Source organism: Xanthomonas vasicola (assembly GCF_000772705.2).
GTDB lineage: Bacteria > Pseudomonadota > Gammaproteobacteria > Xanthomonadales > Xanthomonadaceae > Xanthomonas > Xanthomonas vasicola.
This window is the reverse complement of the sequence record NZ_JSBW02000052.1, coordinates 94,531-107,157: the sequence shown is the minus strand read 5'-3', so window position 1 is coordinate 107,157 and position 12,627 is coordinate 94,531. Positions and strand designations below refer to the sequence as shown.

The following is a 12,627-nucleotide window of genomic DNA, read 5'->3' as shown; positions in this document are numbered from 1 at the left end:
GCGGTGACGGGTGCAACCAGAGACTTGGCTTACCAAGGTCTAGACCAATCTATTACGATTCGTGTAGCGATTGCGCGTTCCAGGAATATGTCGGTCGCGATGCGCCGGCGCGATATGCCTGCTCCCTTCGATCAAGCCAACTCCCCGGGCATGCGTGCGCGCAGTAGTCGGACATCGACACGACTGTGGCCGACGACGGCGATTGCGCACACAAGACGCGTGTTCGCAGACGTTGTCGGGGGGGGACGCATTATTAGCGCAAAAAGACATCCTCAATACTCGTCCGAATGGCGCGAGATGTCTGATGCGCGATACCGCAGGTGGTATGCAAAAAATCCCCGCATCCCGCGAAACGCACGACGTGCTTATTCGAGGGCAGAGTGAGATTTTTTGATTTTTTCAGTGTCTTCAAGTGAGAAATTCCATTGGATCCGCTGCATACAATCGTTTGCGCCAGCGAGCTCGGCGCCTGTTGTCTATTGCACCGCCCCCCCAAGAGAGAGACCGGCATGATCCTTTCCACCTACTTTGCAGCGATCTCTGCGTTGTCTTACGCAGAACGTCTTCCTACCTATACGAGCAGGATGTTAGTTGGTGCTTGGCCGCAGGGACTGCAACACCTCCAGCAGCGACGCGATGGACAGGGCACAGCCGATGGCGCCGACGATGAGGTCAGCCTGTTCGGGGCCAGCGGCGATGCGCTGCTGATCCTGGAATATCAAGAAGAGGCCGAAGACGCGTATCGGCAGGCCTTGAAGGCAATGCGCGGCCATCAGCGCCAATTACGCCTGCTGTCGTGTCGCAACACGGCCTGGTTGATGCTGAGCCAGCGGCGCCTGAGTGCGGCGCTGAATTGCTTCGCGCAGCTGGCAATGGATCGCGAAACGCCACCCACCTTGTGCGGCGAGAGTCTGCTGGGCAAGGCGCTCACTCACTTCCATCTGGGCCAGAGCACGCTGGCCTTGCAGACTCTGGAGCGCGCCAACGAGGTGCTGGCCGAACTGGAGATCGGTGCTTCCGATTGGTTGCGTATCGTCACTGCGCTGCGTCTGGACATGATTGCGCAGCTGCGCATCCGCCGCTCCGATCGCATGAGCGACCATGTGTTCTGGCAGGCGACATTGCGGCAGGAAGACGCCGCGCATGCCTTTGAACCCAACGACCTGCGCGCCTGCATCGCCGACCTGGCCGAGACCATTCCGGTGCTTGCGCAGCGCATGCGGCATGTGCGCAACGTGCTGCGCATCGCAGGCGGCGACACCTTTGGCTTCGATGCGCAGATCGATGCGCTTCCGGCTGCGGCCACCGGATGCCCGCCATGCGCGCGTCAGGACGCGCAGGTGGAGCTGGCGCTTGCCGCGTTGGCGGTAGGGCGGGCCGATCTGGCCGAACGCGCGCTGGCTGGTGCCGGCCGGCATCATGCGCCGCGCTGGAACCTGGAGTTCGAGTACTGCCAGGCCAAGATCAGCCAGGCGTTGGGACGCACGGAACAAGCCTTGTTGCTCTACAACCGCTATGCGCTGGGCGCGGTGCAATGCCTGCGCAGCGAAGTGCAGGCGCCGCGCTTGCTGGAAAGTGGCACCCCGGCACATGTCAGCGACGATATTTCCGCCCGCTTGCCGGCCAAATACCGGCGCGCCTACAGCTACATGATCACCAACGCGCACCGCTCGGATCTGTCGATCAATGAAGTGGCCGCACAGATCGGGGTGACCGGGCGCGCGCTGCAGCAGGCGTTTAAGTCCGCTACCGGGCTGTCGCCGACCCAGGTGCTGCGTCGTTACCGCATGCAGAGCATCCGCGACGAATTGCTGGCCGAAGGCGGCTGCGGCAGCGTGTTGCAGGCAGCCAGCCGCTGGGGCGTGGGCAGCCGTTCGGCATTGGCCAAGGGCTATCGCCAGCACTTCAACGAAGCACCGATGGAAACCTTGCAACGGTAATCTCTGCACGCCACGGCTTGGTAGCGCTACCGGCCGTGGCGGTTCGTTTTCGGCGGATGATGCGGCGGGCGTCACGGTGCGCAATGTAGGGCAGGAGCCGAATCTAGACGTGCGTGCGAGGTGGCTTGCGGCTATCCTTTCCGGCTGGCACTGGCATCCAGGGGGCGCGTCCGAGATGGGCGTCGTCGCCAAGGAAACGACGACCGATCATGCAAGATCACACTCCCGAGGCGACCGACGCCGCGCAGATCCGCCGTGCAGGCGTGGATCTCAATGGACTGATGTCGGTCCTCAGCAAGCATCTGTATTCCACCCCGGTGGTTGCGCTGCGCGAGCTGGTGCAGAACGCGCACGATTCCATCCTGCGCCGCCGTCTGGAACAACCCGATTGGCAAGGCGAATCGCGCATTGAAGTGCATGCCGATGCTGCCCAGGGCATCGTGCGCATCGTCGATACCGGCGCTGGGCTGACCCAGCAGGAAATCCACGATTACCTGGCCACCGTAGGCGTGGGTTACACGCGTGGGCTCCGCCAGGGCGGGCACGAGGACAGCGGGCTGATCGGCATGTTCGGGCTGGGCTTTTTGTCTGCCTTCGTGCTGGCGCGGCGGGTGACCGTGCGCACCACTTCGTACCAGTCCCCGACGTTGGGCCATTGCTACATCTCCAGCAACGCCGAGCAGTACACGGTCAGTCCGATTCCTGCGCGTGCGCAGGTGGGCACCGAGGTGGTGCTGGAATTGCACAGCAATTATCTGTCGTTGGCGCAGGAGGGGCGGCTGCGCGAGATTCTGTCGCGCTACTGCGCGCTTTTGCGCGAGCCGATCTGGATCGGCGCCGATGCGCAGCCGATCAATCCCGAGCCGCCGCCGTGGCGCATGCAGGACGCCGTGCCGTTGCATCCGGTGCAGGCCTGGCGCCGGCAACGCGAGTTCGCCGCGCGCTTCGAGCGCAATTTCGAACCGTTGTGCTGCATGCCGGTACGTGCGGAAGAGGGCAGCGATGCGGTCGGCTTGTTGTGGGTGCAGGACGGTGCCACCTATGGCACCAGCGACAACCGCAATCTGTCGGTATTCCTGCGCGGCATGTTGCTGGACGACAACGCGCGCGAACTGCTGCCGCCGTGGGCAGGTTTCATCGGTGGGGTGATTGAATCCAACCGGTTGACGCCCACCGCAAGCCGCGAGGATCTGCAGCGCGATACGGTCTACAGCGCGGTGCAGCACGCCTTGTCCGAAGCACTGGTGCAAGGCCTGGCCGATGTCGCCCGCCAGCAACCGGAGGCATGGCGACGCATCTTGCTGCGCCATAACGAAGCCCTGCTGGGCGCGGCGTTGTGCGATGAGCGCCTGTTTGTATTGCTGCTGGAACACGTGCGCGTGCCGACCTCGCAAGGCGATCTGCCGGCGCAGCAATTGCCGTCGCGTGGCGCGGTGCATGTGATCCTGGATAGCGACAGCGGTTTTGAAGAAATGCTGTTCCGCGCGATGGGCGTGCCGGTGGCCTATGGCAACCGCTATGCGGTGGTGCCGTTTTTGCGGCGCTGGGCGCAAGCCAAGGGTGTGCGCCTGGTCGAGCTGGGCACCGAACACGGCAACCGCCAGTTGTTCCATCTGGACACGCTGCCTGCTGACGAACTGGCGTGGCTGGAACAGCATCTGGGCGATGGCGAAGCGCTGGTGCCGGCGCGTTTCAGCCCGCAGGAATTGCCGCTGGTGGTGGTGCCCGATCGCGAGGCCGAGCTCAAACGTCGCCTGGAGCAGGACGAGAACGACAAGCGTGTCTCCACCGCCGCGTTGCGGCTGGCGCGGCAATTCACCGCGCGTATCGAAGCACGGCAGACCCAGCGCCTGTATCTGAATCTCGATAATCCGGCGCTGCAGGCCTTGCTGGCCGCGCAGCGTGCGGGCAATCCGCAGGCGGCGGTGGCGGCGCGCTTGCTGCGTTCGCTGAAGGTGATCGTCTCCGCGCAAGGGCGCACGCAGCCGCAGCCGCAGCCGGGCAGTACCGAAGCAGGCGTTTCCGAACTCAATAAGGCCTTCGGCGATTTTGTCGAGGCCGTGACCCAATTGCTGGCGCGCTAAGCGCCGCATCGCAGGAGCGACACGATGGAAATCTGGAACTGGGTAGAAAAACTGCAGGACGATCTGGGCGAAGCCGGGCAGCCGCAAAATGCGCAGCTGCTAACGCGGCTGACCGATTATATCTGCGATCTACAGATCGAACGCGCCGAGGCCTTGTTGCCGGAGGCGCGTGCGCTGGGCAAGACGCTTGCCAATCCGTGGCTGGAGGTGTTCGTCGGGCATTGGGAAATGCGTAACCGCGTCGGCAATCTATGCGAAGGCGAGCGCGCGTTGGGCGATGCGGTGGCACTGTTCGAACGTGCGCATCGCGCCGACGCAGTGGAGTGCCCGCAATCGGTCTGCGTGACCCAGGATCTGGCCGCGTGCTACGCCAACATCGATGGCCCGGGCTGGGTGGAGGAGCGCATCGAGGTGTGCGACGAAACCCTGGGCCGCATTGACCCAAGCTGGTCGTGTTACCAGTGCCTGAGCTGCGAAAAAGCCGATGCCTTGCTCGATGACGGGCGCGGCGACGCGGCACTGGATTATCTGGAGCAGCAATCACAGACCATCCTGGCGCACGGCGGAGAAATCTACGACGGCGTGCCGGACATGCGCATCTCGATCCTGCTTGCGCTCGGGCGTGCGCAGGACGCGCTGGCGCTGGTGGAGCAACGCGAACGCGACGCTGCGCGCGAAGGCGCCGAGTGGGCCAACTGCAGTCAGCCGCGACGCCTGCAGAAAGCGCGCGCGCTGGCGCTGTTGCAGCGCAACGATGAAGCCATGGAAGCGCTGCTGCCATGGCGCGAAGTTGCCCCGCGTTACCGCCTGCATTGGTTGCGTGCAGTGGCGGTGCTGGTGTCGCGTGCGCCGGAGCGCAATAGCTGGGATCTGGGCAGCCGCGTGCAGCTGATGCTCGATCATTACGCGCAGGTCGGCGCGCATCGCATGCTGATCGAAGCCGCTGAGCTGGCGATGCAGTTGGCGCTGCAGCGTGGCGCAGTGTGGACCGCGCGCCGGCATCTGGCGCTTGCGCGTGCGCATCTGCCCAAGCTACGTCAGGACCGCGGCGCCACCCAGTTGCTGGATGGGTTGGCCGCACGTATCGACGCCGCGCCTGCGGGCCAAGCCGCGCCGGTGCCAGCCGCACAATTGCTGGAATGGGTGAACGCGCGAGGCGACGATGTCGTGCGCAATCCCGAGCGCGAAGCGCAGTGGCTGCTGCAGGCCTTAGCGGAATGTCCGGACGATGCGGAGCTTGTCGACACCACTGCATCGGCATTGAGTGCTTGTGCGGCTGACGAGGAAGCGATCGCGTTGCTGTGGTCATTCGTGCAGCGGCATGCCGATCGCGAAACCAGCGCCACCTTCCGGCTGATAAATCTGTTGCTGGCCCGCGGCGATGAAGCAGGTGTGCGCCGGCTGGCGCAGCTGTACCGCCCGCAGGTGCCGGTGGCGGCGTTGTGGTGCGAGGCGCAACTGGCGCAGCGGTTGGCCGACTGGCCGGCGCTGGAACAGGCCTGCACCGCACTGCTTGAGCTGTCGCCTGGCTCGCATGGCGCGCGCGGCCTGTTGGCGCGCATGTACCTCAACACGGGCCGGTTTGCCGAGGCCGCCGCGGTCTACCGGCAACTCACCGAGCTGCTGGAAGAGCCGCGTTCTGCGCATTGGGATCACATGACGGCGGCCAGCGCGGCGCAGGATTGGGATGCGGTGCGTGCCTCTGCGCAGGCCATCGGCATGGAGCTGAGCAGCACCAGCGGCGTGGTCGAAGAGACCTGGGGCTGGGTGATCATTCGTTGCGTGGATGATGGCGAAGTGGCCGAGTATTACGCACGCCGCACCGGTCCGGTGACTGCGCGCATCATCGAAAACGCGCCTGCGCATCGGCGCCAGCACGTCGGCGACTGGGTGGTGTTCGATGCGGAGCTACTGTATCCGCCGCCGGAAGACAAGGCCGAACGCGAGCGCTTCGTGCCGACCTACGCGCAGGTGTATGTGTTGCAAGCCGGCGGCTATGCCAACAGCTGGCTGGTGGACGGCGTGCATCCCGGCGAAGAAGCGATCGATGCGCTGCGCGAAGATATCGAAGCACGCGGTTGGAAGCTGTGGTTGCACAGCCGCGACGACTATCGGTTGATCAACCCGGAAGATCCGGACGGCTTCGATCCGGAAGTGGCAGGCTCGGGTTTGCCGGGCGTGCTGTTTACCGTGGCCTTGCCGGAAGCGGCTGCGCCGCTGGAATTGCATCGCGCCTTGCTCGCAGCAACAGCGCAGTGGCCACACCCGATGTGCTGGCTGCGACTTGCCGAGGCCTGCGGCCAGGATCCGCAGCCGCATCTGGATGCGGTGGATCGTTACGGGTTGTAGGGCGGCGATTCGCTTTATATGGTGGCGGCCGATCATGCGATCGCCGCCGCGATTGAGGATTGGGCATTTGGGATTCGTGGCGTGCGCTCTGGCGTCACTTTTGATGCGTAGCGATGCATCTGGTGTCCGGGGATCCTGCCAATCCATCCATGGATCTGCCGGCGGCGTTCATGCCGCCACGCGGCGCCGCCCTGGCTGCAACACCGCGCTTTCAGCGTGCCTGCTGAATTGAGCGCATTGCGTTCGAGCGCAACGCGCAGCGAGATCGCCTCGTCGTTGCCGTAGCGCTTCGGTCCATGCGCCTACACCGGCGACAGCCGCCGCAATGGGCGGATGCTCGGCCTAGCGACAACACGCCGGTGAACTCCGCACTGCAGGCGAATGCGAGATGGGTTTGGCGGTTGTCTGCGGATAGTTGTCGTTTCGCCAGGTGCGTGCAGCGGCACAGCGCATATCCGCAGGCGTGGACCGGCGCACGTTCGGCGCGTGCGCTGCAATGTCACACTGCGCGCGATGCGGCGCGGATAACTGCTACAGGTTGGGTCGCTGGTTGCCCAATCTGAATTGCTTTACTCTGCTGCGCATCGGCGTGGGGGCGCCGCGTCAGTCAGGGCGCAGTCCAGCCCGCATGCCCAACCTCTTCTTCTTTTGGTGGGTGATCTCATGGTGGCATTGCAACAGCGCTCGATCGATGCGATTCGTGGCCAGGAAAGTGCGTTGTTGGCCGCATGGCTGGGTTCTAGCCTGGGCAACGATGCGCGTCTGTCGCGGCAGGAGTTCGAAGCGCAGGCTGGCGAATTCTTGCGCTTGCTGGTGACCTCGTTGAAAGACGATGGTAGCAGCCTGGACAGTGCCGAGTGGAGCGAAGTGCGCCGCTTCCTGGAAAATCTATCGCGCGACCGCGCCACCCGCGGCTTCGATTCGCAGGAAACCGCCAACTTCATCTTCTCGCTCAAGCGCGTGTTGTTTGCGCTGGTGCAGCGCGAGTACGCCGGCACGCCGGAAGACCTTGGCCAGCAGTTGTGGGCGTTGTCGGAATTGCTCGACCGCCTGGGCCTGTACACCGTCAAGGCGTTCCAGAAGACCCGCGAAGACATCATCGTGCGTCAGCAGGAAGAGATGCTGGAACTGTCCACGCCGGTGGTGAAACTGTGGGACGGCGTGCTGGCGTTGCCGATGATCGGCACGCTGGATTCGCAACGCACCCAGGTGGTGATGGAATCGCTATTGCAGCGCATTGTCGACACCGGCTCGGAAATCGCCATCATCGACATCACCGGCGTGCCCACTGTAGACACGCTGGTGGCGCAGCACTTGCTCAAGACCGTCACCGCCATCCGCCTGATGGGCGCCGATGCCATCATCAGCGGCGTGCGCCCGCAGATTGCGCAGACCATCGTGCATCTGGGCCTGGATCTGCAAGGCATCGTCACCAAGGCCAACCTGGCCGATGCGCTGGCGCTGGCGCTCAAGCGCACCGGCGTAAGCGTGAGCAAGGCGAGCTGACATGGAGCGCATCCCGATCTTGCGGATGGGCGATCTGCTGCTGGTCACCATCCAGGTAGACATGCACGACCAGCTCGCGCTGCAGCTGCAGGAAGATCTGTCGGAAAAGATCAGCAACACCTCCGCGCGTGGCGTGCTGATCGATATTTCCGCGCTGGACATCGTCGACTCCTTCATCGGCCGCATGATCAGCACCATCTCCGGGCTGGCCGCGATCATGGACGCCAAGACCGTGGTGGTGGGCATGCAGCCGGCCGTGGCGATCACGCTGGTCGAGCTGGGCCTGACCTTGCCCTCGGTTCGCACTGCGCTCAATGTCGAACGCGGCATGCGCCTGTTGCAGCAACCCGACGAGGCGGCATGACGACCGGCTCGCAACCGGTGCGTACCGAACAGGATGTGGTGCTCGCACGGCAGACCGTGCGCAAGCTGGTGGTGCAATGCGGCCTGCGGCTGGTCGATCAGACCAAGCTGGTCACCGCGGCCAGCGAGTTGGCGCGCAACACCGTGATTTACGGCGGCGGCGGCGACATGGATTGGGCGCTGGTGGAAAGCGGCATCCGCAAGGGCGTGCAGCTGACCTTTCGCGACCAGGGGCCTGGCATTCCCGATCTGGACCTGGCACTGACCGACGGCTGGACCTCCGGCGGCGGACTGGGCCTTGGCCTGTCCGGTAGCCGCCGGCTGGTGGACGACTTCGTCCTCGACACAGCGCCAGGCCAGGGCACACGCATCACCATCACCAAATGGAAGTGAATGTTGCCGGCCTGGTGACCCGTTCGTTTCGTGTCGACGAAACCAGCCAGGTCGGGCAGGCGCGCCGCGAAGCGACCGCCTTGGCGCAGACGCTGGCCTTCGATGAAGCCAGCTGTGGCCGCGTGGCGCTAGTCGCCACCGAACTTGCCACCAACATGGTCAAGCACGGGCGTGGCGGCGGCCTGCAGCTGTCCACGGTGGCCGCGCGCGACGGCGGCAGGGGCGTGGAGTTGTGTGCCATCGATGATGGCCCAGGCTTCGCGCTTGCAGATGGCCTGCGCGATGGCTATTCCACTGCCGGCACGCCGGGCACCGGCTTGGGTGCGATCAAGCGCCAGGCGCAGCTGCTGGATGCGTATTGCGATGCCAAGGGCGCGATTGTGCTGGCACGCGTGTTCGCTCAGCCGCGTGCAGAATTGGATCTGCCCTACGGCGCGCTGCGCGTTCCGCTGCATAACGAAGTGGTGTGCGGCGATGGCTGGCACCTGGCGATCGATGCGCAACGGGTGACCGTCAGCGTGATCGACGGCTTGGGCCACGGGCCAGGCGCGGCCGATGCCGCCGATGCCGGCACGCGCGCTGCGGCGCTGGCCGGTGGCGAACCCGGCCAGCGCATCGCGCGCCTGCATGCGGGCATGAGCGGCACGCGCGGTGGCGCAGCGGCAGTGATGCAGTTCGATGCCAGCAGCGGCCAGGTGCGCTTTGCCGGTCTCGGCAATATTGTCGCGTCGCTATGCGATGGCGATGGCGTGCGCGGCATGCCATCGCATCCGGGCATCGTCGGGGCGCAATTTCGCAAGGCGCAACCATTCGACTTTCCGCATGCGGCCGGCAAGTTGCTGGTGATGCACAGCGATGGCCTGCAATCGCGCTGGAACCTGCGCGATCACCCTGGCCTTTTCTCGCGTCACCCACGCATCGTGGCGGCGCTGCTATTACGCGATTACGCGCGCGGCCGTGATGATTGCTGTGTGTTTGTCATGCGCTTAGGAGGCATGCAATGAATCCCACCACGGATGTGCCGGCTCTCGATGCAACGGCAGAACTGGAACGCTTGCGACAGCAGAATCAGGCCTTGCGCGAGGAGCTGGAAGAAACCAACCAGGGCGTGCTGGCGCTGTATGCCGAGCTCGACCAGCAGGCCGAACAGCTGCGCGATGTGTCCGAACTCAAGAGCCGTTTCCTGTCGTACATGAGCCATGAGTTTCGTACACCGCTGGGGTCGATCCTGAGCATCACCCGCTTGCTGGAAGACGGCATGGACGGCCCGCTCAACGCCGAGCAGCTCAAGCAGGTGCGCTTTGTCAGCGGGTCGGCGCGCGAGCTCACCGAGATGGTGGACGACCTGCTCGATCTGGCCAAGATCGAGGCCGGGCGCATCACCATCTCGCCGGGCTGGTTCGATCTGATGGACCTGTTCGCGGCCTTGCGCGGGATGTTCCGCCCGCTCACCGATACCGGCAAGACCATGTTGGTCTTTGACGATCCACCGGTGTTGCCGATGCTCTACACCGACGACAAGAAGCTGGCGCAGATCCTGCGCAACTTCATTTCCAACGCGCTCAAATTTACCCCGCAGGGGCATGTGCGCGTGTTCGCTCAGCTGGAAGGCGACACCCACGTGCGTTTTGGCGTGCAAGATACCGGCATCGGTATTGCGGCCGAGCTTCACGAGGCCTTGTTCGAAGATTTTGTACAGGTGGACTCGCCGCTGCAAAAACGCCTGACCGGCACCGGTTTGGGGTTGTCGATCTGCAAGCGGTTCGCCGAGTTGCTGGGCGGCCGGGTGGGCGTCAACAGCGTGCCCGGGCAGGGCTCGGAATTTTACGTGGTGCTGCCGGTGACGCTGGCAGCGGAGGATGCACGTGGGCAGTAAGCAGCACATTCTGGTCGTCGACGACAATGCGGTGACGCGCTATTCGGTGCGGCGCGTGCTCGAACATCACCAGTTCGTGGTCGAAGAAGCCGCTACCGGCACCGAGGGGCTGACCAAGCTGGCCGCGCAGACGTTTGCCGCGGTGGTGCTGGACGTCAATCTGCCGGACATGAGTGGCTTCGACATCGTGCGCACGTTGCGCGCGGAACCGCGCACCTCATTGTTACCGGTGGTGCATGTCTCGGCCGCTTCGATTGCCACCGGCGACATGATCACCGGGCTGGAGGCCGGCGCCGACGCCTATCTGATTCATCCGGTCGACCCCAACGTGCTGGTGGCCACGCTGCGCACACTGCTGCGCGCCCGTCGCGCCGAAGAAGCGTTGCGCATCAGTGAGGCACGTTTCCGCGAAATCTTCGAACACATCAGCGCGCCGATTGCGGTGGTGGACGCCAACCTGCACACGCACGAAGCCAATGCCGCGTTTCAGCGCTTGGTCGGCAATGCCACGCCCGGCGCTGCGATCCACGCTGCCGGGCTGGATCAGGCCTCCACCGTGCATGCACTGACCACCGCGTTGGCGCAGCGCGAGCGCTGGAGCGGTGCGTTGACCCTGTTGCGCGATGGCAAGCTGTGCGAAACCGAATGGCGGGTGTCGCCGTACCGCGAGCCGGATTTGGGTTTGTTGATGGTGGAAGACGTCACCGAGCAACGCCTGCGCGAGCGTGAGCAGCGCCAGGAACTGGATACCGCCACCAGCGAGCTTGCGCATCAGATCGCGCAGCGCCAGCACACCGAAATCCAGCTGCTGCAGGCGCAAAAGATGGAAGCGCTGGGCAAGCTCACCGGCGGCATCGCACACGATTTCAATAATCTGCTGACCAGCATCATTTCCGGGTTGGACATGATCCAGCTGGCGGTGGAATCCAACCGCGTTGAACGCGTGCCGCGGCTGGCCGAGATCGCCACCGGCTCGGCGCATCGCGCGGCCGCGCTGACTCAGCGCATGCTGGCGTTCGCACGCAAGCAATCGCTGGATGCGCAACCGTTCGACGTCAACACCCGCGTGCGTTCGCTGGAAGACATGCTACAGCGCTCAATCGGCGAAAACATCGCGCTGGAACTGGAACTTGTATCCACGCCGCTGGTGGCGATTGCCGATGCCAATCAGCTAGAAAATGTGGTGCTCAACCTAGTGATCAATGCGCGCGATGCATTGAAGGGCCAGGGCACCATCCGCATCCAGAGCGAGGCCTACACCGCGCACGACGATCCGGAACTGGAGGATGGCGACTACGTTGCGGTGAACGTAATCGATAACGGCAGCGGCATCGAGCCGGCCATTCTCGATCAGGTGTTCGAGCCGTTTTTCACCACAAAACCCATCGGCGAAGGCACTGGCCTGGGTCTGTCGATGACCTACGGATTCGCGCGTCAATCGGGCGGTACCGCGCGCATCACCAGTACCGTGGGCCGTGGCACCACGGTGGCGTTGCTGCTGCCGCGTGGGCTCTCGGCCAATGAGGTACTGCCGGCACCGGCGCCGAGCGCGCCGCGCACACGTAACGAGCGCATCCTGCTGGTCGATGACACCGATGTGGTGCGCATGATGGTGAGCGAAGTGCTCGGCGATGCCGGCTACCAGGTGATCGAAGCCGAAGATGCCAACGGCGCTCTGGAGCAATTGCGCACCGACGTGCACATCGATCTGGTGGTGTCCGATGTCGGCCTGCCCGGCATGAACGGGCGCGACATGGCCGATGTGGCGCGCATGCTACGCCCAGGTCTGCCGATTCTGTTCATTACCGGCTACGCAGAAAACGCGGCGACGCGGCAGGAATTCCTGGCCGAAGGCATGGCCTTGTTGCCCAAGCCCTTCAGCCTCAACGATCTGCTCAACACGGTGGGGCAAATGCTCGACAGCAGCGTGCTGGCGCGGGCGTAGGGTGTCAGGGCGGCTACCAAAATGACTGCGCAGCCGTCAGGCGGCAGTGTCTTCGGCATGTATTGCGCGCGCACTCCGGTTCCCTGCGCGCCGTCCACGGCTACCTGATGGCCGCTCGCTATGTGTTGTTAGCCGCTTACAGACGCGTGGCGCGATGCACAGCAGTTGTGC

9 protein-coding genes and 1 other RNA gene are annotated in these 12,627 nt (G+C 64.3%); all 10 read left to right on the top strand.

Translation table 11 applies throughout. The annotated features are described in order from the left end of the window. Positions 1–584: 584 nt before the first annotated feature. The 10 genes from NX05_RS15240 (at position 585) to NX05_RS22810 (ending at position 12,590) form a co-directional block, all read left to right on the top strand. A complete protein-coding gene (locus NX05_RS15240; protein WP_172645740.1) occupies positions 585–1,940 on the top strand; it encodes a helix-turn-helix transcriptional regulator in 1,356 nt (451 codons plus the stop codon). A 209-nt stretch (positions 1,941–2,149) separates the two neighbouring features. After that, entirely contained in the window at positions 2,150–4,024 is a 1,875-nt protein-coding gene (locus tag NX05_RS15235; RefSeq protein WP_039438832.1) for an ATP-binding protein, read from the top strand. Between the two features lie 24 nt (positions 4,025–4,048). Next, on the top strand, positions 4,049–6,373 hold the full coding sequence (locus tag NX05_RS15230) for a tetratricopeptide repeat protein (RefSeq protein ID WP_039435685.1): 2,325 nt from the start codon (positions 4,049–4,051) through the stop codon (positions 6,371–6,373). Between the two features lie 663 nt (positions 6,374–7,036). Further along, the gene (locus NX05_RS15225) at positions 7,037–7,879 is read left to right on the top strand and encodes an STAS domain-containing protein (RefSeq protein ID WP_017113039.1); all 843 of its coding nucleotides are present in this window, start codon (positions 7,037–7,039) and stop codon (positions 7,877–7,879) included. A 1-nt stretch (position 7,880) separates the two neighbouring features. Continuing rightward, entirely contained in the window at positions 7,881–8,243 is a 363-nt protein-coding gene (locus tag NX05_RS15220) for an STAS domain-containing protein (RefSeq protein WP_010365855.1), read from the top strand. Continuing rightward, a complete protein-coding gene (locus tag NX05_RS15215; RefSeq protein WP_010365857.1) occupies positions 8,240–8,635 on the top strand; it encodes an anti-sigma regulatory factor in 396 nt (131 codons plus the stop codon). The genes NX05_RS15220 and NX05_RS15215 overlap by 4 nt, the downstream gene beginning before the upstream one ends. Beyond that, positions 8,626–9,639, top strand: a complete 1,014-nt coding sequence (locus NX05_RS15210; RefSeq protein WP_039435682.1) for an ATP-binding protein — start codon at positions 8,626–8,628, stop codon at positions 9,637–9,639. Before NX05_RS15215 ends, NX05_RS15210 begins: the two co-directional genes overlap by 10 nt. Next, positions 9,636–10,511 carry a sensor histidine kinase gene (locus tag NX05_RS15205; RefSeq protein WP_039435679.1) on the top strand — a complete coding sequence of 292 codons (876 nt, stop codon included), beginning with the start codon at positions 9,636–9,638 and terminating at the stop codon, positions 10,509–10,511. Before NX05_RS15210 ends, NX05_RS15205 begins: the two co-directional genes overlap by 4 nt. Continuing rightward, a complete protein-coding gene (locus tag NX05_RS15200; RefSeq protein WP_026112155.1) occupies positions 10,501–12,456 on the top strand; it encodes a response regulator in 1,956 nt (651 codons plus the stop codon). The genes NX05_RS15205 and NX05_RS15200 overlap by 11 nt, the downstream gene beginning before the upstream one ends. Positions 12,457–12,513: 57 nt before the next feature. Beyond that, positions 12,514–12,590: non-coding RNA, sX9 sRNA (locus NX05_RS22810), on the top strand. Positions 12,591–12,627: the final 37 nt, after the last annotated feature.

Excerpts from the sequence above, each read along its gene's own strand:
- NX05_RS15240 (WP_172645740.1), top strand. The coding sequence starts at position 585 with ATGTTAGTTGGTGCTTGGCCGCAGGGACTGCAACACCTCCAGCAGCGA.
- NX05_RS15230 (WP_039435685.1), top strand. The coding sequence starts at position 4,049 with ATGGAAATCTGGAACTGGGTAGAAAAACTGCAGGACGATCTGGGCGAA.
- NX05_RS15220 (WP_010365855.1), top strand. The coding sequence starts at position 7,881 with ATGGAGCGCATCCCGATCTTGCGGATGGGCGATCTGCTGCTGGTCACC.
- NX05_RS15205 (WP_039435679.1), top strand. The coding sequence starts at position 9,636 with ATGAATCCCACCACGGATGTGCCGGCTCTCGATGCAACGGCAGAACTG.
- NX05_RS15235 (WP_039438832.1), top strand. The coding sequence starts at position 2,150 with ATGCAAGATCACACTCCCGAGGCGACCGACGCCGCGCAGATCCGCCGT.
- NX05_RS15225 (WP_017113039.1), top strand. The coding sequence starts at position 7,037 with ATGGTGGCATTGCAACAGCGCTCGATCGATGCGATTCGTGGCCAGGAA.
- NX05_RS15215 (WP_010365857.1), top strand. The coding sequence starts at position 8,240 with ATGACGACCGGCTCGCAACCGGTGCGTACCGAACAGGATGTGGTGCTC.
- NX05_RS15210 (WP_039435682.1), top strand. The coding sequence starts at position 8,626 with ATGGAAGTGAATGTTGCCGGCCTGGTGACCCGTTCGTTTCGTGTCGAC.